This window comes from Draconibacterium orientale, from assembly GCF_900111425.1.
Classification (GTDB): domain Bacteria; phylum Bacteroidota; class Bacteroidia; order Bacteroidales; family Prolixibacteraceae; genus Draconibacterium; species Draconibacterium orientale.
Genome location: NZ_FOHT01000002.1, coordinates 80,134 through 105,989 on the forward strand (window position 1 = coordinate 80,134; position 25,856 = coordinate 105,989).

The window sequence follows — 25,856 nt, forward strand, 5'->3', positions numbered from 1 at the left end:
TTTGTTATGACTTTATTTATTACACTATACATCGTCGGATTCCTCAGAACACTCGTTATAATTGCTGTTATCTACTTCGGATTTCGCTTTATTGTGCGCTATCTCTTCCCTAAAATAATCGACAAGGGCATGAAAAATATGCAGCAAAAAATGCAGGAGCAGCAACGCCAGCAACACCCCAAACGCCCTGAAGGCGAAGTTACGGTTGAAAACCGACGTTCAAGCAACAGGAACAACCAGGACAATGGCGAATATGTTGACTTTGAGGAAGTAGATTAAGACAAGGCAAAAGGAAAAAGTTTAAAGGAAAAAGTAAGAAATAACGTGTAAAGATTAATGTTTTTTACTTTCATAAACAGGAAGAAAGTTTGCAGTCTGCAGTTAACATCATTACAATTTTGCAATAGAACAATTTAGCAGTGCTAATTCTATGCGCTTAGCAGTTCTAAATCGCTTAGCGCGTAAATCGAATCTACTGTGTCCTATGTTTCTATGTGGTTCAAAAAAACTCCGTGTCTTAGCATTTTCGTGTTTAAAAGGTTTCTACCACAAAGTTCCACAAAGACGAAAAACCCGAAATCCGTAGCTCGTAACTTGTCCCTGAAATGAATACGGGCTGAGACCTACAATTTCACAGTTTATCAATTTCGCAATCTTCTTTCAATCTTAAAATCAATCTCCATTCAATCAAATCCAATCGCTGAAGATTTTCCGTTCCTCATTTCCTCAATAACTCACTCCCTAATATTCTATTAATCTTTAATCACTAATCCTTAATCTTCCGGCTCTCTCCCCTGTACTTTAGAATTTTATCCTATTTTTGCGTTCACAATTCAGAAATTATAGTTAGATGGCACAAGAAGATATTTTCAAGAAACTGGTAGCGCACTGCAAAGAATACGGATATGTATTTCAATCGAGCGAGATTTACGACGGGCTTGGCGCAGTGTACGATTACGGACAAATGGGTGTTGAACTGAAAAACAACATCAAAAAATACTGGTGGGACAGCATGGTGTTGTTGCACGAAAATGTGGTTGGGTTGGATTCGGCCATTTTTATGCACCCCACAATCTGGAAAGCATCGGGCCACGTTGATGCTTTTAACGATCCGTTAATCGATAACAAAGACTCGAAAAAACGCTATCGTGCCGATGTACTTATTGAAGACCAGCTGGCAAAGTACGAGGAAAAAATGAACAAGGAAGTGGCCAAAGCAGCAAAACGTTTTGGCGATGCTTTTGATGAAAAACAATTCCGCGAAACCAATCCTCGCGTTCTGGCTAACCAGGAAAAATGGAACACGCTGCATACCCGCTTTTCTGACGCACTGAACGACAACAACCTGGCAGGATTAAAGCAGATTATTGAAGACGAAGGAATTGTTTGCCCTATTTCAGGCTCGCGCAACTGGACCGATGTACGCCAGTTTAACCTGATGTTTGCTACCGAAATGGGATCGACTGCTGAAGGTGCTTCAAAAATTTTCCTTCGCCCCGAAACGGCACAGGGTATTTTTGTGAACTACCTGAATGTGCAAAAAACCGGCCGTATGAAAATTCCGTTTGGTATTGCCCAAATTGGTAAAGCTTTCCGTAACGAAATTGTAGCCCGTCAGTTTATTTTCCGTATGCGCGAGTTCGAACAAATGGAAATGCAATTCTTTGTTCGTCCCGGCTCCGAGCTCGACTGGTTCGAAAAATGGAAAGAAACACGTATGAAATGGCACCGTGCACTTGGTTTTGGCGACGAAAACTACCGTTTCCACGAGCACGAAAAGCTGGCGCACTATGCCAACGCTGCTGTTGATGTGGAGTATAAATTCCCATTCGGGTTTAAAGAAGTGGAAGGTATTCACTCGCGTACCGACTTCGATTTATCGCAACACGAAGAATATTCAGGCAAAAAAATACGTTACTACGACCCTGAACTGGGCGAATCGTACGTTCCTTATGTTGTGGAAACATCGATTGGTGTCGACCGCATGTTCCTGCAGGTAATTTCAGCAAGTTACTGTGAAGAGCAACTGGAAAAAGATACCCGTGTAGTATTGAAATTACCTCCGGTACTGGCTCCGGTAAAACTGGCCGTTATGCCGCTGGTTAAAAAAGACGGTCTGCCTGAAAAAGCACGCGAAATTATCGACGAACTGAAATTTGATTTCAACTGTCAGTACGACGAAAAAGACTCGATTGGTAAACGTTACCGCCGTCAGGATGCTATTGGTACGCCGTTCTGCGTAACTGTCGATCATCAATCAGCCGAAGACAACACGGTTACCATCCGCTACCGCGATACCATGGAGCAAGAGCGTGTTGCCATTGCCGATCTGGGTAAAATTATTGGCGAGCAGGTGAGCTACAAAACGTTGTTTGGAAAATTGTAAACATCTACAAAAAATTATACAAAAAGGGGATAGGCATTGTGCTTATCCCCTTTTTATTAAAAAACAAAACCTGAACTGTTTAGGTAAATTCTAATATCTTTATCCATCGAAACAACATAATCGCCAATTCATTTTTTTTAGAATGACAAATGATGATTTAAAAAATATTATTTTTCAAGGAGAAAGTAATACTGTTGAATATAAACAGTCATTCAATAAAGCAGTAATAGAAACAATCGTCGCATTTTCAAATACTGACGGAGGAAAAATTCTGATTGGAGTGAACAACAAGGGAATACCGACAGGAATCTCCATCACGGAAGAAACAATTCAGAAATGGTTAAACGAAATAAAACAAACTACCGAACCTGCAATAATTCCCGATACCAAAATCATTAAATATAACAACAAAACAATTGTTGTATTTTCGGTTAACGAATTCCCTATAAAACCTGTATCGTGCAAAGGCAGACACTATATAAGAAAAATGAATTCAAATCATATCTTGTCTGCCGACGAAATTACCGAACTTCGACTTACAAGTCTGAATTATTCGTTTGATTCATTTGAAGTTGACACAGACTTTGAAGAATTAGATAAAGATGCCATCGAAGTCTTCCGTAACAAATCCGGAAATTCAGGCCGATTTCAGTTATCAGGCAACATTAAACACGATTTTGCCAGGCTTGGTTTAATTAAAAACAACAGGCTAACACGGGCCAGCGAGTTGTTATTCGGGAACCACCTGACGAATATTCACTTGGGACGTTTTAAATCAGAAACGACAATTATTGATGATTTAATGATTCGAAGCCCCTTGGTTCTGGCGGTAGAAGAAGCATTAACATTCATCAAGAAAAATATCAGGCTTGGTTTTAAATTTGGGGGAACAGGTTTACAACGAACCGAACATTGGCAGTATCCCATTCCTGCGATCCGGGAATTATTGCTAAACGCCATTGTTCATCGCGATTATTCCACCCCTACCGATGTTATTGTAAAGATTTTTGATGAAAGCATTGAAATTACAAATCCCGGGAAACTCATGGAAGGACTTAAAATTGAAGACCTTTATACCGACAACTACATTTCCCGACACAGGAATAAACTGCTTACAGAAGCTTTTTACCTTACAGGCGATATCGAGAAATACGGAACAGGCTACAAAAGACTCAGAGAATGGTTCTCGGACTATCCCGACTTACAGTTTAGCGTCTCAGATTTAAGTGGTTATATACAGGCTAAAATTACATTGTCATTGGCTAACAAAAAGAATGAGCCTGCAAATGAGCCTGTAAATGAGCCCGTAAATGAGCCTGTAAATGAGCCTGTAAATGAAAGACAGAAACAGATTATCAATCGAATAAAAATTGATCCGTCGATAACCATTGCCAAACTTGCAATAGCTTGCAGTGCCGGAAGAGAAACGATAAAAAGAGACCTCAAACTATTACGCGAACTTAATATTATCCAAAGGGTTGGAAGCGCAAAAACCGGATATTGGGAAATTGTAAAACCAAAACAAAATGACTAAGGAAAAAAGAAAAATTGCCATTGTAGGTTCGGCCTACCCCCTCCGAGGCGGCGGAATTGCCACTTTCAACGAACGAATGGCAAAGGCTTTTATCGATAATGGCGACGAAGTAAAAATATACACATTCAGCCTCCAGTACCCATCGATTTTGTTTCCCGGGAAAACGCAATATTCGGAAGAAACACCTCCCGAAGGCCTGGATATTGAGGTAATGGTTAACTCCATCAATCCGTTTAACTGGATAAAAGTTGGCCGGTACCTGAAAAAACTAGCACCCGATCTGGTGATTCTGCGCTACTGGATACCGTTTATGGGACCGTGCCTTGGAACGATTTCCAAAATCGTCAGGAAAAACAAAAAGACCAAAGTTATCGCGATCACCGACAATGTAATTCCACACGAGAAAAAGCCGGGCGATTCGTTGCTGTCGAAGTACTTTGTGAAAAATGTTGATGCTTTTATCACCATGTCGAAAAGTGTGCTGAACGACCTGAATCAGTTTGACACCACAAAACCACGCAGCTATACACCGCACCCGCTCTACGACAACTTTGGAGAAATAATTCCCAAAGCAACAGCCAAAGAACAACTTGGGCTGGATGCAAAAACAAATTACATTCTGTTTTTTGGATTTATCCGCGATTACAAAGGCCTCGATATACTGCTGGAAGCTTTTGCCGATAATAAATTGCGCGAACTTCCGGCAAAGTTATTGATTGCCGGAGAGTTTTACTCCAAGCCGGATAAGTACCTGGAAATCATAAAAAAGAATAAACTGCAAGATTACATTGAACTGCGAACCGACTTTATTCCGAATACCGATGTGCACAAGTATTTCTGCGCTTCGGATGTGGTGGTACAGCCCTACAAAACAGCCACGCAAAGTGGAATAACACAAGTTGCCTATCATTTTAACAAACCCATGATTACCACCAACGTTGGAGGCCTGGCCGAACTGATACCCAACGAAAAAGTGGGCTATGTGGTAAATTCCGATAAACAGGAAATTGCCGATGCCATTTACAGATTCTATGAGCTAAAAAAGGAATCGGAATTTAGCACCAATGCTGCAGAAGAGAAAAAAAAATATTCGTGGGAGGTGTTTGTGGAAAAGTTAATACAAATCTACCAATCGCTTTAGCCATGAAAAAAATTCTGATTATAACTTATTACTGGCCACCAAGTGGAGGAGGCGGTGTTATGCGCTGGTTAAAAATGTCGAAATATTTACCCGAACAAGGATGGCAGCCAATAATTTACACGCCCGAAAATCCGGATGCCTCGGTTAACGACGAAAGCTTATTACAGGAAATTCATCCAAATACCACGGTGTTAAAATATCCCATATGGGAACCCTACGATATTTACCGCTTTTTAACCGGGAAAAAGAAAGATACAAAGTTTAAAGCCGGCTATGTTTCGGAAGCTTCTTCGGGTAACTGGAAAAGCAAACTCTCTGTTTTTATCCGCGGAAACTTTTTAATTCCCGATCCCAGAATGTTCTGGATAAGGCCTTCAATTAAGTATTTATCAAAATATTTAAATGAGAACGATATTGATGCCATCGTTTCAACAGGGCCACCACACAGCATGCATTTAATTGCTTTAGGTTTGAAAAAAAGATTTCCGGACATTAAGTGGATAGCCGATTTTAGGGATCCCTGGACTGATATTGATTTTTACTCAAAATTAAGGTTGACCAAATGGGCAGATAAAAAACACCGGAAGCTTGAAAAAAAGGTGCTAACGAAAGCAGATAGCGTAATTACAGTAAGCCCGGGCTGTGCACGAGATATTTCGAAAATTGCAAACAGGAAAATTGAAATTGTTAACAACGGTTATGATCCGGCAGACTTTGAATTTGCAGAAGATAAGCTTGACAAGGAATTTACAATTTCACACTTTGGGGCCTTTAATAAAGACAGGAATCCTGTTCATCTGTGGAGTATATTGCAGAAACTTGCAGAGGAGGACAACAGTTTTAAAGCGAACTTAAAAATTCAACTTATTGGCCAAACAGATAATACCATATTGGAGAGTATCAGAAATTGCAATTTGTATGATAATGTGTGTATCATTGAGCATCTTCCCCATAAAAAAGGCTTATCCCTACTGAAATCTTCGCAGGTTTTGCTACTTCCGTTAAATAATGCGCCTAACGTTATGGGAATTCTTCCCGGGAAAATGTACGAGTACCTTGCCTTAAAACGCCCCATTTTGGCGATTGGTCCAACAATTGCCGACTATGCAAAAATTATTAGTGAAACACAATCCGGTTCCTGCCATAACTTTAACGACAAAACAGGCATGGAAAAAACCATTCGGGATTACTATGAGTTATTCAAAAAAAATGCATTACGGGTAAACAGCAACTCCTTTCAAGAATACTCAAGAAAAAATCTGGCAAAAAAAATTATTGATATTGCAACAAAATAGCCTTATCCTTTCAACAATGGATGATAATCCCCTTTCAATCCAACTGGTTTTGTGTTACGGGCATAATCGGTAAGCACAATACTTTCGCGCGCATCATCCAAGCCAAAACCATTACCATTCAATATATTCTGATAGGTTACGGTATGCAAATCAGTAAAGCCGCCACTAAATTCCACTTCGTCGCCGTTTACGGTAATCGATCGAAAAGTACGCATTCCCCGCTCTGTAGCATACGCCGGCAAGTCTCTGGCATCGAGGCTTAAAAACCAACGCACACGGGCTTTTTCCAACTGAAGATAACCGGCGGCTTTGTCGGCCTCGTAAACATGAATCACATTTTCTTTTACCGCTCCGAAAATCCAGGTAAGCATATCAAAAAAGTGAATTCCTATATTGGTAGCCACTCCTCCTGATTTTTCCATCTCGCCTTTCCAGCTTTTAAAGTACCATTTGCCGCGGGTAGTCATGTAAGTTAAATCTACATCATACATTTTATCCCCACCCGCATCAACTTTCTTTTTCAGATCGAGAATAGTTTGATGGTAACGTAATTGAAGGACGGTATTTACCCGCTTTCCGGTTTCCTTTTCAATTTCCTTTAACACATCCAATTCCCTGGGGTAAATCACCAAGGGTTTTTCGCAAATTACATCGGCACCATTTCGTAAAGCAAAACGAATATGCGAGGCATGCATGTAGTTCGGTGTACAAATACTTACATAATCAACAGGATTTCCGGCCATACGGAGGTCGTCCATGTACTTTTCAAAGTTCTCGTGCTCCAAAAAAAACTCGGCCTCGGGGAAATAACTGTCAATACGCCCCATTACGTCGAACCTGTCGGTGGCGCAAATCAAATCATTGCCGGTTTCTTTAATGGCTCTCATATGGCGGTCGGCGATGTATCCTGCCGCTCCTATTAGTGCAAATCGTTTACTCATTAATACTACAAATTGGTACAAAGCCCTGAATACTACACTGACTTTGAATTAAAACTATAATTTATATACTTTGTCTGACGCCTCTTTAATTACATTTCTTAAATCGACCACAAGTTTCGAGTTAAGCTCAATAAACTCAGCGTCAAATACCGAGTGGTGGGTGGTAATTACAACACAATCGGCATCATTCAGGATTTCCTCGCTTAGGTTTGTGCTGGTAAAAATTCGGTCTCCTTCTGTCTTTATTTCCGGAATATAAGGATCGTGATAACTCACCTCTGCCCCCTTATTTACCACTTCATCAATAATTTTTAATGCAGGAGATTCTCGTTCGTCATCAATGTTGGGTTTATAAGCTACTCCCAAAAACAAAACTTTACTTCCGTTAAGCGCTTTTTTCTGACGATTTAAAGCCGAGGTAATTTTTAGGGTCATACGGTGCGCCATCAACAGATCGATATGCCCGGCCGTATGTATCATACTTAATTCGAAATTGAATTTTTTTGCAATATGCTCCAAATAAAAAGGATCGAGCGGAATACAATGCCCTCCTACTCCCGGCCCGGGATAAAAAGCCTGAAATCCAAAGGGTTTGGTTTTGGCGGCATCAATTACCTCCCAGATATTAATGTCCATTTTGCCGGCCAGTAATGCCAACTCGTTGATAAGACTAATATTAATAAGGCGGTAGGTGTTTTCCAGAATCTTAACCATTTCGGCTACCCGCGGAGAACTTACCAGATGTACGTTCTCGATGGCCAGTTTATAGATCGCTTCGCCAATCTCTAGTCCATCGGAAGTTAAAGCGCCCAGCACCTTGGGGGTATTCTTGGTTTTAAAATCCTGGTTTCCCGGATCTACCCGCTCCGGAGAGAACGCCAACCAAAAATCTTCGCCCTGTTTTAATCCCGATTCACGTTCAATAATGGGCAGCATAAAATCTTCGGTAGTCGTTGGATACGTTGTACTCTCAAGGCTGACAAAGGTACCTTCTTTCATGTTCCTGCCTATTTCTGTACAAGCCGCCTCAATGTAGCTCATATCAGGCTTTTTGTAGCGATCAAGAGGTGTTGGTACACATATAAGTATGGCATCGCAATTTTTTAATTCCGAAAAGTCGCTTGTTGCCTTAAGATAATTGGATTCTGCCACCTGCTCCAACTCCCAGTCCTCTATATCTCCTATAAAGTTTTCTCCTGCGTTGACTTTTTTTACCTTTGCCTCGGCTTTGTCGAAACCCAGCACTTTATTTCCTTCCTGTGCAAAACTTACGGCCAGCGGTAATCCCACATAGCCCAAACCCACAACTCCTATTAACAGTTGCTTTTCGGCTACTTTATCCAGTATTTGCTTTTTATATGTCATTCGCTCACTAATTCTAAATTATCGCCTGCTAATTTATACTTTTCTCCGGTTTCAGGACAAACCAGATCTGCGCCCAAAATCGCACCACTCCGGCTTACCCATCCCTTTTGCACTGCAGGAACACCAACCATCAGCGCAAATGGCTTAACGTCTTTTGTAATAACTGCGCCTGCACCGATAAAGCAATATTCTCCTAAGGTAGTTCCACACACAATAGTTGCATTGGCACCAATACTGGCCCCTTTCCTGACAAGAGTTGGCTTAAACTCAGTTTTTCGCTCAACGGCGCTTCGCGGATTGATTACATTGGTAAAAACCATCGATGGCCCGCAAAAAACATCATCTTCACAAATTACACCTTCGTATAACGAAACATTATTTTGCACCTTAACATTACTGCCCAGCTTTACCTTGTTGCCAACAAAAACATTTTGGCCTAATATGCAGTCTTTCCCCATCTCGGCACTTCCCATTACATGGCAGAAATGCCATATTTTTGAGCCCTCGCCAATCCTTGCTCCTTCGTCTATGATGGCCGTTTCGTGTGCGTAATATCTTTCCATAATTATTTCTTTTACCGCTGAGACGCTAAGGCGCAATGTTCAATTTATTATGCCTTTACAATTATCATCTTAAAAATCATATGCAAATCTTCTAAACCCTTGTTTTAGCAGTGGAACATTAAAATTAATTAAAAATCCAAGTCGCTTATCAGTAAGTTTTAAATGTGAAATTATTTGTGCTTCATGAACCGGCAACAAAACCTCAACAGCTTTTAGTTCTATTATTACTTCATTTTCTACCAAAATATCAATGCGGTAATCCTTATTTAATTCATATCCTTTGTATATTAATTGTACCGGAACCTGATTCCTGGCAACAATACCGCGTAATTCCAATTCTTTCATCAAACAAAATTCGTAAACCGATTCCAACAATCCCGGCCCCATTTCTTTATGAACAGTGATTGAAGCATCTAAAATTTCTTTTGAAAGTTGATTGTATCTTTCTTTATTCATGTTCTTCCTTTTTCACCGCGTAGGCGCTAAGGCGCTATGCGTACTTTCATTGCGTCTCCGCGTCTCTGCGGTTAACGACTAAAAAATTCTTTAGTGTTTCCGACGATATACTCCAGCTGCTCCTCATCCAATTCAGTATGCATAGGCAACGATAAAACTATTTTTGTTAATCGTTCACTCACCGGGAAATCACCTTCCTTATACCCCAAAAACTTATACGCTTCCTGTAAATGAAAAACCTCGGGATAATACACCATCGATGGTATTCCTTTGGATTTCAGAAAAGCCTGTAATTCATCCCTTTTTTCGGTTTTAATGGTATATTGATGAAAGGTGTGCGTACTGTATTCCACCCTTTCCGGAATTTCAATTCCTTCCAACTCCGAAAGATGTTCATCGTAATATGCTGCTGCCTCCTGACGGGCTTTTATATGCTTATCGAAATACTTTAGCTTCACCTCAAGAATAGCGGCCTGAATACTGTCTAAACGCGAATTTACACCAATGCGTTCGTATTGGTATTTGGCTTTCATGCCGTGGTTGGCAATCGACCTTATAATACCCGCCAATTCTTCATCTTTTGCATAAACAGCCCCGCCATCGCCAAAAGCACCAAGATTCTTCGAGGGGAAGAACGAATTACAACCAATAGCTCCAATAGTGCCGGCTTTTTGTTTTGTCCCATTTTTAAAAATATAATCGGTTCCCAGGGCCTGGCAGGCATCTTCAATTACATACAGATTGTGTTTTTGGGCAATGCCCATAACCGCTTCTAAATTGGCACACTGCCCAAACAAATGCACCGGAACAATAGCTTTTGTTTTTGGGGTAATCAAAGCTTCAAGCTGATTGACATCCATATTAAACGTGCCCGGGTCAACATCAACAAAAACCGGTTTTAATCCCATTAGCACAGCCGTTTCAACCGTTGCCACAAAAGTAAAGGGTGTTGTAATCACCTCATCGCCTGGCTTTAAGCCGAGGGCCATATAGGCCATTTGTAAGGCATCGGTACCATTTCCACAGCTAATTACATGGGTGTTTAAATAAGTTGCCAGTTTTTCCTCAAAATCGAGTACTTTCCCGCTTTTTATAAATAAGGTTGATTTTATTACGTCTTGCATGGCCGCATCGATCTCCTCTTTTAGCGTGAGGTATTGGCCGTAGAGGTCGCACATGTGTATGGTTTTCATATCAATTCTTTTACGCCAGATTATTCTTTAAATAGCTGGCAATTTTTTCGGCAGCATTACCATCGCCGTATGGCTTTTCATTAAACTTGCTGCTAACATTTGCAAGTTCAATCGCTTTTTGTTCTATTGCTTCGCGGTTTGCTCCCACCATAAAGTTATAATTCAGGTCAACCAGTTCAGTCCATTCCGTTTCATCGCGTGTAACCAAACAATGTTTCTTAAAAAAGAAAGCCTCTTTTTGCAGGCCTCCACTATCGGATACCACCATGTTGCAGTTTTTAAGCAATTCTATCATATCGAAATAGCCAACCGGTTGAATGGGCTGAAAAGCTAACTTGATATTTTCTCTTTCGATAATATTTTTTGTACGTGGATGTAAGGGTAAAACGATATGAAACTTATCGGTTAGATTGTTAAATGCTTCAATTATTGCATTTAAGCGATTTAAATCGTCGGTATTTTCCTGGCGGTGCAGTGTTGCCAGAATAAACGGTTTGTCTTTCAGGTTTAAGTCCTCTATTATAGTCGATTTATTTTCCGATGTTTGACTATAATACATGGCTACATCGTACATTACATCTCCAATGTTCTCAACTTTACAATTAAAATTACTAAACCCCTCGTTATGCAGATTTTTAACAGCTGTTTCGGTAGGGCAAAAAAGAAAATCGGAGATACGATCGGTTAAAATACGATTCACTTCCTCGGGCATATGCATATTAAAACTTCGTAATCCGGCCTCCACATGGGCAACAGGAATATGCAGTTTGCTGGCCGCCAAAGCCCCGGCAATCGTCGAATTGGTATCGCCAAACACAACAACCACCGAAGGTTTTTCCACCAGCAATACCTTTTCAATTTCTTCCAGCATACGGCCGGTCATGGCTCCATGCGAAAGCGAATTAATGCCCAGGTTATATTTCGGCTCGGGAATTTCCATCTCGGTAAAAAATATTTCGGCCATATTTTTATCGAAATGCTGGCCGGTATGTACCAACACCTCTTTAATGCCCTGTTTTTTTAATGCCCTGCTTAAAGCTGCTGCTTTTACAAATTGTGGCCGGGCGCCTACTATCGTGAGTATCTTTAGCATGAATTATTACCTTTGTAGAACATCAAAAGTACAACATTTTTAATGTTTCCTTGAATGAAAAAAAATATTCTGCTGGTTTACACAAACTTCTCCACTTTCGTAAAAACAGACCATGAGATTTTGTCTGAAAGGTACCATGTTGAGAAGTACCAATATAAACCGGTAAAAGGACTTTATCGAAACTTGCTGGAGTTTCTGAAACAGTTCTTTTTTTTGTTATTCCATATTCGAAAATTCGATGCAGCTTATATATGGTTTGCTGACTATCATTCCTTCTTGCCGGTTTTATTTTCCATGGTTTTCAAGAAAAAGTCCTTTGTGGTAATTGGAGGTTACGATGTAGCCAGAATACAACACTTAGCTTATGGAGTTTTTACCTCCAAATTAAGAGGTTTTTTTTCGTTATATTCCATGAACCATTCTTCCGTGAACCTTACAGTTTCCAAATACGTGGATCGAAAAGTAAACTGGATAGCCCCAAAAGCAAATACGGAGCTAATTTATAATTGTGTTTCCCTTGATAAAAATGCTGCGAAGGAGATTATCAAAAAAGAAAACTTAATTGTTACAGTTGGTCTTATTGAAAAAGAACAGACATTTTACATCAAAGGAATTGATACCTTTATTGAAGTAGCCCGGCTACTTCCGCAATACAAATTCCTTATTATTGGATTAAACTCGGAAAAACTGGCACATTTGCTAAATAATTTGCCTGACAACCTAACAATAAAAGAGAAGATTCCTCATCCGGAACTTGTTGCCTATTACCAAAAAGCAAAAATTTACTGCCAGTTGTCGCGTTCCGAGTCTTTTGGCATGGCACTAGCCGAAGCCATGTATTTCGGATGTATTCCGGTTGTGACAAACGTAGGAGGATTACCAGAAATTGTTAGTAGCTCAGGAGTTATTGTTAAACGTAATATTGAAAATATAGTCAACGCCATTCATGATTTATTAATACTTAGTATAGTTCCAAAATGTAATAGTAAGCATCAGATTCTTTCTGACTTCAAATTAGAATATAGAAAGAAAAGTATCTATGACATAATATAATCAACTAAGATAGAAGAGCTTCTTCAATCGTATTTATTCTATGTTTCCACAAATTTTCAGACAGTAATGATTGCCTAATATTTTTTCGAAACTTATTAAGCTTTTCGGGACTGTCAGATAATTCAATTATTGACCTCGCCAAACTCTCAGCATTATCTTCCGCAACAATTCCGATCTCGTTTCTTTGCACAAAATTGGCCATTTCAGTACAATCTGTAACAACCATCGGCTTACCGTAAGACATATATTCAAGTAACTTAACAGGCATTGAAAAATCGAAATATGGATTCCTCTTTCTTGGTATTATAGCAAAATCTGATTTATTATAAATTTCTTTTAAATGATCACCACTAAGATGAAGAACATTTAACCAACTCTTGTTATGGTATTCACTAATATCTTTTGTATCCTGATCTCTACAAATTAGATTTAGTTGTAGTTTTTTACCTTGATTATTTACTAAATCCATAGCCTCAAGCAAGATCCTGGATCCCAGCATATTGTTAATTCCTCCAACGTAAATTATCGAATGGTAAAACTCCTCATCCCCTTCAAATTCAAGATTGCCTGCCGGAGGTAATGGCACTTTTACTTTAAATTTGAAATAACTGGCCATTAGTTGAGAAGGAAAGAACACAACTTTGAATAATCTTTTAAATAAAACTAAATCAAATTTATATCGCAATAACAAGATATGCTTATTCAATCCTTCCAGTTTAAATAAATCAGGAAAACGGTAATACATGTCCCGGTAAAAATAACCCATTGGGATATTCTTATATTTGAAATAAAAGAACATAATATAGTCCAGCGGATTTGCTGGATAAGTAGAAGGCTCTACATAACAGTAATCGGCATTTCTATATGCTTTACTTTTAAGTAAAGAAAAAAACAATTTTAGCCTTTGCTTAATCCTTCCGTTTATTAAAATAACGTCATCCCCCTTTTCTAAAAAAGTCTTATAAACTTTATAAGGACGTACTTTTGACCCACTCGTAAAATCTGAAAAATCTTGGTAACAGATGTATATAACTTTCATATTTTTGCGACACTAATTATCATCAACAAGTACTTTCTCAATCACTTCCCCAGAACTCCCTACAATGATACAAAAACCTTTTTTTATACTTTTTACAAAACTGATCCAGTACCCAACAGCTTATTATCTCCCATTTCAATTTCCGGTAATATAACAGCATTCTTTTCAATCAATTGCTTCTTCCCAATCATTTCATCCTCCTTTTCAACCAACACTATCCTCCAAAAAACTAAACATCAGACAATAGTTATTCTATCAATAATTCTTTTAACCAAACCATCAATATCTTCTGAGATTTTCAGAAAATAAGTAAGAAATAAATAAACCATGGAAAACACCGCACTTCGAAGTAAAATATCGGGAATTAAATCGAGCTGCGGAATCAGAAATGATGCCCCCCAGGAAAGTGCAAATACCAGAACAACAGTAAGAAACTTTAAGGTAAAGGGCTGCATCCCCAATTTTACTTTTACATAAATAAACTTCATGAAATTATTTAAGAGAAATGTTAGAGTTATAGCGGCTGCGGCTCCACTAATCCCCCAAGCCGGAATAAATAAGAGCATTAAAATAATCATTACAACAACCAGAGATAGCCACAACCAAAGCGTCATACGGTAGTACTTCGAATAACTGATAACATTACCGTTTGCCCCGGTAGCCATATCAATAACATACGCCAGCCCAATAAAAAAGATCACCCATTTGCCACCCGCATAATCGGGGCCAAGGATTTCAAGAATATTATCAATGTTAATCCAAATGCCTCCAAACAAAAAAGCGGCTATAATAAACTGATTTAAACAGCTTTTATGGTAGATATCTTCTATCGTTTTAAGGTCGTTATTTTTAAACGCATCGGCAATTAAGGTTCCCGAAATCCTTAACAAGGTGCGCGATGGTATTACTACCAGCGTTCCAAAATAAAAGGCAATGGTATAAACACCTGTTGCGCTTAGCCCCATTACCTGGTTAATGATAATCTTATCGATTTGAAAAACGATGGTGCCGCTAATACCAGTCAATACACTAAAAATGGCCACGGTCACCATTTCTCGCTTCAGGCCTTGATCAATAAAATTAAGTTGTGGCCGAAAGTTTAGTTCTTTCCGAAACAAGAGATAAAAAAAGATAAAGACTCCTTTTAAACCGATGGCCCCGGCGTAGGCAAGAATCAGTGCATTTGGTGTAAGCCATCCAAAGATGTAAAGCAACAATAGCAGTAGAATTAATACACGCTGCACAAATTCGGTTAGCAGTGCTCCCAATACGGCGTTGTACAACATTTTAGTAAAACCATCGAGAAAGGCAAAAACAAGTGCCAGAAAGGTTAACGGCACCAGCAAATCAACATAGTGGGCGAACAAAGCCGATTTTTCGAGGTTACTTTCCACCAGCCAGGGACGTAAAAATAAAAAAGCTATTAGGAATAAAACAAAGCCGGTAAGCATAACCATTAAAGCGATAAACAGAAAGCCGTTATGTCCCTTCTCTTTATCGCGAAAGCGCGGAAACAAACGGGCCGTTACACCATGAAATCCCAGGGCCGAAAATGATGCAAACAAGTTCGACCAGGCCAGCAGCAAGGCAAACAGACCCACAATTTCCGGCGTAAGGTAATTCGGATACAAATATGCAGTAGTGACAAACCCAACTCCCACGCCCAAGTACGACCAGATTGCCCCTTTTATTGATTGTTTTATAATAATTCCCATTAGGTAAGTATGAAGATTCCAAAAATAGTAAAAGCAATTAGAATAAAAGTAGTGGTACAAATGCAGGCTAACAAACATTGCAAATTTTTCAACCTCTTCTCTTGCAAACTTCTCCGACAGATAATCTTCCCAAATCCCACATTAAATAAGGGTTACAGAACAATTCGCCACCAAAAGATCATCATCATCTGACGGCAGCGAACGATTATCTTATGGAAGATCGCCATTATCTTGTGCCCGATGGCCTTCCTCTTATGCCAGCGAAAGGCTATCGGGCATCAGCGCATCATCATCTTATGGAAGATCTGCTTTCGCTGATGGTTTTTCACGATTATCTTCTATCAGACGGAGGCTATCTTATGGAAAATGAAGTATATCTTCTAAAAGATGATGACTATCTGACGTTTTGGAAGGATAATCATACGTAAGACAATTTCTATCGGGAGGGTAAGATTGTTACGGTAGAATACACCACCTCATCCGTCAGCCGACGGATACCTCTCCTCCTGTCAGGAGGAGAAATTAACGAAGCCCAATTAATTTATGAATTTCAAATCCTGATTGAAGCACGAACTTTCTCCGCCTCCCAGCCGGAGGGGACCGCGTTTACAGCGGTGAGGCGGTTGTTTTTTATTTCGATTAGCTTTACTTTTAAATCAAAAATGAAACTCCATAACCGCAAAAAGCTAAAAAACATCCGAAAACACCTCAGAAACCATTCAACAGCAGCTGAAGCAACACTTTGGAAAATGCTGAAAAACAAACAAATCGGTGGTTATAAATTCAGACGACAACATTCTATTGACATGTATATCGTTGATTTTTTTTGCTATGATTTGATGTTAGCCATTGAGTTGGATGGTGAAGTTCATGCCGACCTTAATAGTATCGCGTGGGATACGGAACGTGATGAGAAACTGCCAAAATTGGGAATTACCGTTCTCCGTTATGAAAACAGATGGGTGTATGAATACCCGGAGATTATTAAAAGTGACATTTTAAAACACGCCAGGAAAATGTTTGAGGATATTTAATACACCACCTCACCAGCTGCGTTGGTCCTCCCGATGCTCGCTTTTGCCCGATCGGGACAGGCTCTCCTCCTGTCAGGAGGAGAAATTTCTTTTTCCAAAACAAATTTTACAGTAAAGCAGAAAATTTGTGCATGAAATATTTCCACTCCTTGCAGGAGGGGTGGCAACGACACCTGATCTGCTATGAAAAATAAGAATTCAAATTCGCTGACGGGGTGGTGTCTTATGAGGCTAAAAAATAACAATCTCAGACCGACCACCTCAGCTGCGTTGGTCCTCCCGATACTCGCTTTTGCCCGAAGGGGACAGGCTCTTCTCCTGCCCCCTTCGGCAACAGCCCCTTAAAAAGACTTACACTGCTGCCGTATCTCCATGAAAGGGGCGAATAAGGTATTTTATTATTGTTGGAGGAGAAATGTTCGAAGCACGATCCCTGAATTTCAAAGCCTGATTGAAGCACGAACTTTCTCCGCCTCTCAGGCGGAGGGGACCGCGTTTACAGCGGTGAGGCGGTTGTTTTTTATTTCGATTAGCTTTACTTTTAAATCAAAAATGAAACTCCATAACCGCAAAAAGCTAAAAAACATCCGAAAACACCTCAGAAACCATTCAACAGCAGCTGAAGCAACACTTTGGAAAATGCTGAAAAACAAACAAATCGGTGGTTATAAATTCAGACGACAACATTCTATTGACATGTATATCGTTGATTTTTTTTGCTATGATTTGATGTTAGCCATTGAGTTGGATGGTGAAGTTCATGCCGACCTTAATAGTATCGCGTGGGACACGGAACGTGATGAGAAATTGGCAAAATTGGGAATTACCGTTCTCCGTTATGAAAACAGATGGGTGTATGAATACCCGGAGATTATTAAAAGTGACATTTTAAAACACGCTAGGAAAATGTTTGAGGATATTTAATACACCACCTCACCAGCTGCGCTGGTCCCCTCCTCCTGTCAGGAGGAGAAATTTTTTTTCCAATTTAATATTTAAAAAAAATTCCGCCCCGAAATCAGGGCGGAATTCAATTTTCACAGCGCTTTTACTTTTTGCGCAGCTGACGCAACTTACGCACCAAACTGTGGTCTTTTCCCAGCAAACCTTCTATCAGGTTTACAAAAGCAGAAGCATCGTCGTAAGCCAACTTCAACGTTTCGTTGGCCAGTTTTGTAGCATCGAGTGCAGCTGCCTGGGCTTTTTGCTGCTCGCCCTCGGCATCGTCGGCAGTTTGCAGTTTACCCTGCAACGTTTCGATTCTTGCTGTAGGATCGAAACCGGCATCAGTAAGCAATCCTGCATTCTGATTGACCATTACAATCATCTGCGATACAAAATCACGACTTTCCTTTTCATTTAATGTTGCCATTTTAGTTACTTTTGGCGTTTACAATAACGAAGAAATTCGTTGTTAACTGTGGGCCGCCTGTAAGTTTCGAAGCTGTGGGCGGCCTCTTTATCGCCGGCAGTATTAAAGCCGGTGTACACGCCAACTAAATGGCATGTGAGTCGATCGGTTATTAAATCTTAATTCTTGAAAAATTCTGATTTACAGGATTAACCGAGCCTGGTTCTTAACGTTAGTGCAAATTATGAAAAATACAGTTTAGAATCAATTTGAATAAAATAAGGAGGTACAAAAAACTTCATTAATCCCTATGCTCTCGTTGCATTCGGGGGCAGCAGCCTTAAAAATATTGTCATACTCGTTTCAATGGTTATATTTGCTCTACATTCAAATAGCACTCGGCAATGAACAAAAAACTCATTAAATATTTAGCCCCCGTTTTACTGTGTTTAATTACTTCGTCAGTTTACTTTTTCCCGGTTCTGGAAGGTAAAGTTTTGCAACAATCCGATATTATTCATTTCACAGGAATGTCGAAAGAAATTGTTGACTACCGTGCCGAAACCGGAGATGAAGCTCTTTGGACAAACAGTATGTTTAGCGGTATGCCGGCTTTTCAGATTTCAACATTGTATAAAGGAAGTATTACCAAGAAATTGAAAGAATGGATTTTGAAAATCCCCCGCCCCATTAGCTACCATTTCCTGTTATTAAGCTTATTTTACCTCATGTTTATTGCCCTGGGCTATAATCCCTGGTTAAGTCTGGCCGGAGCAACCGCTTATGGTTTTACCACCTTCTTTTTTGTTATTCTTGAATCGGGCCATAACTCAAAGGCCGATGCCATCACTTATATTCCTTTGTTGATTGCCGGCATATTACTTGCCTTCCGAAATAAACGCGTCGCAGGATTCATGTTAAGTACGCTGGGCATTTCGTTTATGATTGCAGCCAACCACCTGCAAATGACCTATTACGCGGCCATACTGGCGTTAATTATAGGAGTGGTTTATTTTATCGATGCTGTTAAAGAAAAAACACTTCCGGATTTTGCAAAAAACTCAGGTGTACTTATTGCTGCAGCTCTTTTAGCATTAAGTATGAATCTGGCCCCCTTATGGACGACCTACGAGTACGGAAAGTACACGATAAGAGGCGAGTCGGAACTTACTCCAAAATCAACCAATGATAATGCCGCCGGCCTGGATAAAGATTATATTCTCGATTACAGTTATGACGTGGGTGAAGCCTTAACAGCTTTTATTCCCCGCCTTAAAGGTGGAAGCATGCGCGAGTCGTTAGGAGAAGATTCGAATGTGTATCAACTGCTAGCAGGCTCGCAGGGAAAACAAAATGCCTTACGTATTGCCAACAATCTTCCGTTATACTGGGGCAGCCAACCCATTGCCGGAGGTTATATGTATTTTGGCGCTGTACTCTGCTTTTTATTTGTTTTGGGCCTTTTTGTAATTAAGGGCAAAGACAAATGGTGGATTGTTGCAGCAGTAGTCATCTCGTTTGCCTTATCGTTAGGGAAATACTTCCCGGCACTGGCTAATTTTATGATCGACTATTTCCCGCTTTACAACAAGTTCCGCGATGTAAAAAACATTATTGTTATTCAGCAATTTGCCATGGCCTTTATGGGCGTAATGGCAGTTTCGGCCCTATACAAACGCGAGATTAGCGACAAACAATTCAATAAAGTACTGTTATACTCTTTTGGCATTACCGGAGGACTGGCTTTACTTTTTGCGTTAATCCCAAGTGTTGCCGGAAATTTTACGGCCCCATCAGATGCCCGCCTGGTTCAGGCCGGATGGCCCGAGCAACTTTTAAGTGCGCTGCAGGCCGATCGTAAAATGGTGGTACAAAAAGATGCCTTCCGCACCTTTATTTTTGTGGCCCTGGCAGCAGGTGTACTTTGGGCTTTCTGGAAAAAGAAATTAAAAGCAGAATATGCATTGGCAATTTGGGTGATACTGATTTTTGCCGATATGTGGCCGGCCAACAAACGCTACCTGAATAACGACAGCTTTGTGGCCAAGCGCCAAATGAGCAATCCTTATACATTGAGTAATGCCGACAAAGCTATTCATCAAGACAAAGCATTAAGTTACCGCGTTCTGAATCTCACCGTAAATCCATTTACCGACGCATCAACTTCGTATTTCCATAAATCGCTGGGCGGTTACCACGGAGCCAAACTGGGCCGCTACCAGGAAATTATTGAAAATCATATTACTCCGGAAATGCAACTGATAATAAATATGCTGAACACAGGAATTGATCCGAACCAGTTTGGAAATTTATTTAACAGTGCCCCGGTTATTAAAATGCTGAACACCAAATACCTGATCGTTAATCCTGACGGAGCACCTGTTCAGGATCCAAATCCTTTAGGCAACGCCTGGTTTGTCGATAATTTTCAGATTGTTGAAAATGCCGATGCTGAAATTGATGCACTGAAAGGTTTCGATCCTTCGGCAACAGCTATTGTTGATCAACGCTATAAATCATATGTTGAAGGAAAGTCGTTTAATAAGAACGGCGCTATCGCACTTACTGAATACGAGCCCAATTACCTGAAATATGAGTTTAACTCGAACTCAGAGCAGCTTACCGTCTTTTCAGAAATCTTCTACAATAAAGGATGGGATGCTTTTATTGATGGGGAAAAAGTTCCTCATTTCAGGGTCGATTACTTGTTAAGAGCTATGATTATACCGAAAGGCGAACACACTATCGAGTTTAAATTTGAACCACAATCGTATTTCCTTGGAAATAAAATATCGTACGCCGGTTCTATCTTTTTTATACTGTTGGTAATAACCTACCTCTTTTTACTTTTAAAAAAACGTGGAATAAGCATACAAAAAGAGAAAGATAATCCTTTAAGGGGATAATATCCGGCTTAAGCCTGCTATGTGGTGTATTTGAAAAATTAATTTGCAGGCCGGGAATGGTAGGCTCTTCTATATAACCATGCTCCAATTCCCCTCCGCTCAGTAGGCCGCAACAAAGGATTTGCTAAGAAAGAGACAAATCCCGAGCACACGGAATCGATCGATGCTAAATTCGTATTTCGCGTATCTGATCGGTTAGTTCAATACCAGCCCGTGCCTCCTCAATGCCAAAACCATTGCCGGCCAGTACCTGGCGGTACGATTCGGTATGAAGATCGGTAAAGCCATTGCTGAATTCGATCTCTTTACCATTAACTTTTATAGAACGAAAAGTACGCTTGCCGCCATTTACTGCAACTTGTGGCAGGTCGCTGGCGTCGAGACTTAAAAACCACCTTACTTTTGCTTTTTCGAGGATCAAGATACCCGATGCTTTTGTGGCTTCGTAAAGCGAAACGTTATTTTGTTGCACCGCGCCAAAAATCCAGGTAAGCATATCAAAAAAATGAATGCCAATATTGGTCGCAATGCCACCCGACTTTTGCTCATCGCCTTTCCAGCTTTTAAAGTACCACTTGCCCCGCGAGGTGATATAGTTTAGCTCGATATCAAAAAAGTGTTTGTCCGATTGCTCTATTTCCTTCTTCAAATTAAGAATGGCTTGGTGATACCGGAGTTGTAAAACCGTATAAACCCGCTTTCCTGCTTCGGCTTCCCAGGTTTTTATCTTTTCAAGGTCAGCAAAAGTAATCACCAGTGGTTTTTCACAAATCACATTACACCCATTTTTTAATGCCAGCTCAATGTGTTTTATATGAAGATAATTGGGCGAACAAATACTTATATAATCTACCGGTTCACCTTTTTCTTTTGCTTGTTGAAGGAAATTCACCAGTTCCTCTTCCGAAGTGAAAAATTCGGATTCAGGGAAATAGCTGTCCATGCGGCCCATTACATCGAAGGTATCCATGGCGCACACCAACTCGTTACCGGTTTCTTTAATGGCTCGTATATGTCGTTCGGCTACAAAACCTGCCGCTCCTATTAGTGCAAATCTTTTCATATTCTTTTTCACCGCTAAGACGCAAAGTCGCTAGGTTCTTTCTTTATTTGTTTTCGCTTTAAACAAACTTATTCTTTGCGCCTTCGCGTCTCTGCGGTTAACTCTAAAAATTATTCACAAACCGTCGAAATCCCTGTTTCAATAAAGGAACATTAAAATTGATTAAAAATCCCAGCCTCTTGTCGGTAAGCTTTAAATGAGATATGATTTGAGCTTCATGGACTGGCAAAACGACCTCCACGGCTTTAAGTTCAATTATAATCTCATCTTCTACTAAAATATCAATTCGGTAATCCTTATTTAAATCAAATCCTTTATATATAAGTTGAACAGCAACCTGATTTTGAGCATAAATTCCGCGCAATTCAAATTCTTTCATCAGGCAATGTTCATAAACTGACTCCAATAAGCCAGGCCCCATTTCTCTATGAACTGCTATTGCTGCATCAAGAATCTCTTTCGAGAGTAAGTTATATTTTTCTTTATTCATATTAGATATTTCACCGCTGAGACGCTAAGGCGCTGAGTTTTTTCCTTATTCATTTTTTTCTTTGCGCCTCTGCGTCTCTGCGGTTAACTCTATTATAATTTATAAACTTTATCCGAAGCCTCCGTTATCACATTTCGCAGATCAACGATCAATTTTGAATTCTTCTCAATAAATTCGGCGTTGAATGATTTATGGTTTGTTGTAATAACCACACAATCGGGATCGGCCAAAACCGTTTCAGACCAGTCAACAGATTCGTACCGACTTCCAGTATCCAATACTACAGAAGAAATATAAGGATCATAATAACGCACTTCTCCCCCTTTACTTTCCACCTCCTTCATAATCTTTAATGCCGGCGATTCGCGCTCGTCATTAATGTTGGGTTTATAGGCCACACCCAAAAACAGTATTTTACTGCCGTTTATCGATTTTCGGTGCCGGTTTAGCGCCGAAGTTATTTTTAAGGTCATCCGGTGTGCCATCAGCAAATCGATATGCCCGGCGGTATGAATCATTGACAAATCGAAATTAAATTTTTTGGCGATGTGTTCCAGGTAAAACGGATCGAGCGGAATACAATGCCCGCCAACCCCAGGCCCCGGATAAAAGGCCTGAAATCCGAATGGTTTTGTTGCGGCAGCATCAATCACTTCCCAAATATTGATGTCCATTTTCCCGGCTAACAGCGCCAGTTCATTAATTAAACTGATATTTACCAAACGATACGTGTTCTCCAGAATTTTCACCATTTCGGCAATACGCGGCGAACTTACAGGGTGAATTTTGGAAACGGCAATTGAATAGATCGCTTTCCCAATTTCCAAACCGTCGTTACTTATGGCCCCCAAAACTTTGGGTGTATTTTTTGTCGAATACTCCTTATTTCCGGGATCGACACGCTCGGGAGAATAAGCCAGCCAAAAATCTTCACCACCTTTCATCCCCGAATATTTTTCAAGAAGAGGCAACACAAAATCTTCAGTAGTGGTTGGATACGTTGTACTTTCAAGACTGATAAACGTTCCCGACTGCATCGTTTCTCCTATTCCCTTACAGGCTTTTTCGATAAACGACATATCGGGTTTCCGGAATTTATCGAGTGGGGTGGGAACACAAATGAATATGGCATCGCACTCTTTCAGAAAGGAAAAATCGGTTGAAGCCTTTAATTTTTGCTGACGAACCAGGTCCTGCAACAGCTCATCGGAAATATCGGCAATATAATTCTGTCCTGAATTTACCTTTTCAACCCGTTCGGCCGATGTGTCCAGCCCACATACCAAAATTCCTTTTTCGGCAAAACAAACCGCCAGCGGCAGCCCCACATAACCCAGTCCGACTACCCCAACCTTTAGCGATCGATCTTTTATTTTTTGAAAAAGTCTGTTTTTATTACTCATCCTTCTATAAGTATCAGTTTCCCATTTTCGATGCAATATTTTTCTCCCGTTTTCGCGCAGGTTAAATCGTGCCCTAAAATTTCCCCGCTCCGGCTTACCCATCCCGTTTGGCGGGCCGGCACACCAGTAAGCAAAGCAAAAGGCAACACATCTTTTGTTACCACCGCCCCGGCTCCTATCATGCAATATTCGCCTAAAGTAACGCCACAAACAATGGTTGCATTGGCGCCAATGCTTGCCCCTTTTTTTACCAGCGTCGGTTTGAATTCATCTTTTCGCTGTACGCTACTCCGAGGATTGATAACATTCGTAAATACTACGGAAGGCCCCAGAAAAACATCGTCTTCGCAAATTACACCTTCGTACACCGAAACATTATTCTGAACTTTTACATTATCACCCAGCTTTACCTGATTGCCAATAAAAACATTTTGCCCTAGAATACACCGGGCTCCAATGTGGGCAGAAGCCATCACATGTGAAAAATGCCATATTCTTGTGCCGGAACCGATTTGTGCTCCTTCATCAATTATGGCTGTTTCGTGTTTATAATAACTCATCATTTCTATTTTTTCACCGCTAAGTCGCAAAGTCGCGGAGATACCTTTGCGCCTCAGCGTCTCTGCGGTTAAAAAAACTCCTTAATATTATTCACAATATATTCCAACTGCTGCTCATCCAATTCGGTATGCATGGGCAGCGACAGCACCGTTTGCGTTAGTTTTTCTGCCACCGGAAAATCTCCGGCCTTATACCCCAAACTTGCATACGCTTCGTGTAAATGCAATGCTTTGGGATAATACACCATCGACGGAATTCCTTTTGATTCCAGATATTTTTTCAACTCATCTCTTGCTTCTGCCTGAATGGTGTACTGATGAAAAGTATGCTCACTGTATTCTGTTCTCCCCGGAAGCTTAATTTCGGAGAGACCATGTAAATGTTCATCATAAAAACGTGCAGCTTTTTGTCTTGCTTTTATATGCTCATCCAGATATTTCAACTTAACCTCAAGAATGGCAGCCTGAATACTGTCGAGGCGCGAGTTTATACCCACACGTTGATATTCATAATTGGCCTTCCTTCCGTGATTGGCCAACGAACGTATCGTTTCGGCCAAAAATGTATCGTTTGTAAATACCGCTCCGCCATCGCCAAAAGCACCCAGGTTCTTTGAGGGGAAAAAAGAGTTGCAACCGATATGCCCGATTGTCCCTGCTTTCTTTTTTGTACCGTCAGCAAAAAGATAATCCGTCCCCAAGGCCTGACAAGCATCTTCAACTACAAACAGCTCATGTTTTTGGGCACTATTTAATATTGCTTCCATATTCGCACATTGTCCGAAAAGATGAACCGGTAAAATCGCTTTCGTTTTTGGCGTGATGGCATTTTCAATTTGTGTTTCATCAATATTAAAAGTAGCGGGACAAACATCAACAAAAACGGGTTTAAGCCCCATCAATACCAGAACTTCAACGGTTGACACAAACGAAAAAGGCGTGATAATTACCTCATCGCCGGGCTCCAGGTTTAAAGCCATAAACGCCAGCTGAAGGGCATCGGTACCATTTCCACACGTAACGACATTGGTATCGAGGTAGTCGGCCAACTTCTTCTCAAAATCAAGCACCTTTCCACTTTTCAGGAAGCGGGTAGATTTAATCACCTCCTGAATAGCATTATCAATCTCCGCCTTCATCGTAAGATATTGCCCGTAAATGTCGGACATATGGATGGTTTGCATACCGTTTAACTTGTTTCTAATAAACTATAAAAGTATAAATTTAGTGTACAGAATTAGTCAAACGATTTTTATTTTGCATATTCCCGTATCA

The 25,856-nt window shown here is 40.3% G+C and carries 24 protein-coding genes; 10 read left to right on the forward strand and 14 right to left on the reverse strand.

The window, feature by feature from the left end; all coding sequences use genetic code 11:
* The first annotated feature begins 6 nt into the window (after nucleotides 1-6).
* From BMW53_RS01830 to BMW53_RS01850, 5 genes are all read left to right on the forward strand, one after another.
* Nucleotides 7-279: a DUF4834 family protein gene (locus tag BMW53_RS01830; protein ID WP_074780126.1), complete on the forward strand. Its 273-nt coding sequence runs from the start codon at nucleotides 7-9 to the stop codon at nucleotides 277-279.
* 571 nt (nucleotides 280-850) lie between these two features.
* Nucleotides 851-2,386 carry a glycine--tRNA ligase gene (locus tag BMW53_RS01835; RefSeq protein ID WP_038557657.1) on the forward strand — a complete coding sequence of 512 codons (1,536 nt, stop codon included), beginning with the start codon at nucleotides 851-853 and terminating at the stop codon, nucleotides 2,384-2,386.
* A gap of 142 nt (nucleotides 2,387-2,528) precedes the next feature.
* Nucleotides 2,529-3,920, forward strand: a complete 1,392-nt coding sequence (locus BMW53_RS01840) for an RNA/DNA-binding domain-containing protein (RefSeq protein ID WP_038557654.1) — start codon at nucleotides 2,529-2,531, stop codon at nucleotides 3,918-3,920.
* Nucleotides 3,913-5,061, forward strand: coding sequence for a glycosyltransferase (locus BMW53_RS01845; RefSeq protein WP_038557651.1), 1,149 nt, complete (start codon nucleotides 3,913-3,915; stop codon nucleotides 5,059-5,061). The genes BMW53_RS01840 and BMW53_RS01845 overlap by 8 nt, the downstream gene beginning before the upstream one ends.
* Nucleotides 5,062-5,063: 2 nt before the next feature.
* On the forward strand, nucleotides 5,064-6,356 hold the full coding sequence (locus BMW53_RS01850) for a glycosyltransferase family 4 protein (RefSeq protein WP_038557647.1): 1,293 nt from the start codon (nucleotides 5,064-5,066) through the stop codon (nucleotides 6,354-6,356).
* 2 nt (nucleotides 6,357-6,358) lie between these two features.
* Here the strand turns inward: BMW53_RS01850 and BMW53_RS01855 are convergent, their stop codons facing one another.
* The 6 genes from BMW53_RS01855 to wecB form a co-directional block, all read right to left on the reverse strand.
* Nucleotides 6,359-7,297 (reverse strand): Gfo/Idh/MocA family oxidoreductase, encoded by a 939-nt coding sequence (locus tag BMW53_RS01855; RefSeq protein WP_038557643.1) that lies wholly within the window; start codon nucleotides 7,295-7,297, stop codon nucleotides 6,359-6,361.
* Between the two features lie 54 nt (nucleotides 7,298-7,351).
* Nucleotides 7,352-8,662, reverse strand: a complete 1,311-nt coding sequence (locus BMW53_RS01860; RefSeq protein WP_038557639.1) for a nucleotide sugar dehydrogenase — start codon at nucleotides 8,660-8,662, stop codon at nucleotides 7,352-7,354.
* Nucleotides 8,659-9,225 (reverse strand): acyltransferase, encoded by a 567-nt coding sequence (locus BMW53_RS01865; RefSeq protein ID WP_038557633.1) that lies wholly within the window; start codon nucleotides 9,223-9,225, stop codon nucleotides 8,659-8,661. Before BMW53_RS01865 ends, BMW53_RS01860 begins: the two co-directional genes overlap by 4 nt.
* 69 nt (nucleotides 9,226-9,294) lie before the next feature.
* Nucleotides 9,295-9,681, reverse strand: coding sequence for a GxxExxY protein (locus tag BMW53_RS01870; protein WP_038557628.1), 387 nt, complete (start codon nucleotides 9,679-9,681; stop codon nucleotides 9,295-9,297).
* Nucleotides 9,682-9,752: 71 nt separating this feature from the next.
* On the reverse strand, nucleotides 9,753-10,874 hold the full coding sequence (locus BMW53_RS01875; RefSeq protein ID WP_038557624.1) for a DegT/DnrJ/EryC1/StrS family aminotransferase: 1,122 nt from the start codon (nucleotides 10,872-10,874) through the stop codon (nucleotides 9,753-9,755).
* Nucleotides 10,875-10,884: 10 nt separating this feature from the next.
* Nucleotides 10,885-11,967, reverse strand: coding sequence for a non-hydrolyzing UDP-N-acetylglucosamine 2-epimerase (gene wecB, locus BMW53_RS01880; protein WP_038557620.1), 1,083 nt, complete (start codon nucleotides 11,965-11,967; stop codon nucleotides 10,885-10,887).
* 54 nt (nucleotides 11,968-12,021) lie between these two features.
* On the opposite strand from wecB, the gene BMW53_RS01885 reads away from it, so the two are divergent.
* The gene (locus BMW53_RS01885) at nucleotides 12,022-13,020 is read left to right on the forward strand and encodes a glycosyltransferase family 4 protein (RefSeq protein WP_074780130.1); all 999 of its coding nucleotides are present in this window, start codon (nucleotides 12,022-12,024) and stop codon (nucleotides 13,018-13,020) included.
* A 4-nt stretch (nucleotides 13,021-13,024) separates the two neighbouring features.
* Here BMW53_RS01885 and BMW53_RS01890 read toward each other — a convergent pair whose 3' ends face one another.
* Both BMW53_RS01890 and BMW53_RS01895 read right to left on the reverse strand, forming a co-directional pair.
* Nucleotides 13,025-14,059: a glycosyltransferase gene (locus BMW53_RS01890; RefSeq protein ID WP_038557609.1), complete on the reverse strand. Its 1,035-nt coding sequence runs from the start codon at nucleotides 14,057-14,059 to the stop codon at nucleotides 13,025-13,027.
* 236 nt (nucleotides 14,060-14,295) lie between these two features.
* A complete protein-coding gene (locus BMW53_RS01895; RefSeq protein ID WP_038557606.1) occupies nucleotides 14,296-15,774 on the reverse strand; it encodes a lipopolysaccharide biosynthesis protein in 1,479 nt (492 codons plus the stop codon).
* A 212-nt stretch (nucleotides 15,775-15,986) separates the two neighbouring features.
* Here BMW53_RS01895 and BMW53_RS01900 point away from each other — a divergent pair, with 212 nt between their 5' ends.
* The 3 genes from BMW53_RS01900 (at nucleotide 15,987) to BMW53_RS01910 (ending at nucleotide 17,732) form a co-directional block, all read left to right on the forward strand.
* Complete coding sequence (locus tag BMW53_RS01900; protein WP_038557603.1) at nucleotides 15,987-16,202, forward strand: hypothetical protein; 216 nt, start codon at nucleotides 15,987-15,989, stop codon at nucleotides 16,200-16,202.
* 234 nt (nucleotides 16,203-16,436) lie between these two features.
* Entirely contained in the window at nucleotides 16,437-16,808 is a 372-nt protein-coding gene (locus BMW53_RS01905; protein ID WP_038557600.1) for an endonuclease domain-containing protein, read from the forward strand.
* Between the two features lie 552 nt (nucleotides 16,809-17,360).
* Nucleotides 17,361-17,732 (forward strand): endonuclease domain-containing protein, encoded by a 372-nt coding sequence (locus tag BMW53_RS01910; RefSeq protein WP_038564351.1) that lies wholly within the window; start codon nucleotides 17,361-17,363, stop codon nucleotides 17,730-17,732.
* A gap of 124 nt (nucleotides 17,733-17,856) precedes the next feature.
* Here BMW53_RS01910 and BMW53_RS01915 read toward each other — a convergent pair whose 3' ends face one another.
* Nucleotides 17,857-18,180 (reverse strand): hypothetical protein, encoded by a 324-nt coding sequence (locus BMW53_RS01915; RefSeq protein ID WP_038557597.1) that lies wholly within the window; start codon nucleotides 18,178-18,180, stop codon nucleotides 17,857-17,859.
* Nucleotides 18,181-18,563: 383 nt separating this feature from the next.
* On the opposite strand from BMW53_RS01915, the gene BMW53_RS01920 reads away from it, so the two are divergent.
* A complete protein-coding gene (locus BMW53_RS01920) occupies nucleotides 18,564-21,065 on the forward strand; it encodes a YfhO family protein (protein ID WP_074780132.1) in 2,502 nt (833 codons plus the stop codon).
* 166 nt (nucleotides 21,066-21,231) lie between these two features.
* Here the strand turns inward: BMW53_RS01920 and BMW53_RS01925 are convergent, their stop codons facing one another.
* From BMW53_RS01925 to BMW53_RS01945, 5 genes are all read right to left on the reverse strand, one after another.
* Nucleotides 21,232-22,128, reverse strand: coding sequence for a Gfo/Idh/MocA family oxidoreductase (locus tag BMW53_RS01925; protein WP_038557593.1), 897 nt, complete (start codon nucleotides 22,126-22,128; stop codon nucleotides 21,232-21,234).
* A gap of 103 nt (nucleotides 22,129-22,231) precedes the next feature.
* Nucleotides 22,232-22,618, reverse strand: coding sequence for a GxxExxY protein (locus BMW53_RS01930; protein WP_038557592.1), 387 nt, complete (start codon nucleotides 22,616-22,618; stop codon nucleotides 22,232-22,234).
* A gap of 92 nt (nucleotides 22,619-22,710) precedes the next feature.
* Nucleotides 22,711-24,021, reverse strand: a complete 1,311-nt coding sequence (locus BMW53_RS01935) for a nucleotide sugar dehydrogenase (protein ID WP_038557591.1) — start codon at nucleotides 24,019-24,021, stop codon at nucleotides 22,711-22,713.
* Entirely contained in the window at nucleotides 24,018-24,584 is a 567-nt protein-coding gene (locus BMW53_RS01940) for an acyltransferase (RefSeq protein WP_306453040.1), read from the reverse strand. The genes BMW53_RS01935 and BMW53_RS01940 overlap by 4 nt, the downstream gene beginning before the upstream one ends.
* A gap of 65 nt (nucleotides 24,585-24,649) precedes the next feature.
* The gene (locus tag BMW53_RS01945; RefSeq protein ID WP_038557588.1) at nucleotides 24,650-25,765 is read right to left on the reverse strand and encodes a DegT/DnrJ/EryC1/StrS family aminotransferase; all 1,116 of its coding nucleotides are present in this window, start codon (nucleotides 25,763-25,765) and stop codon (nucleotides 24,650-24,652) included.
* Nucleotides 25,766-25,856: the final 91 nt, after the last annotated feature.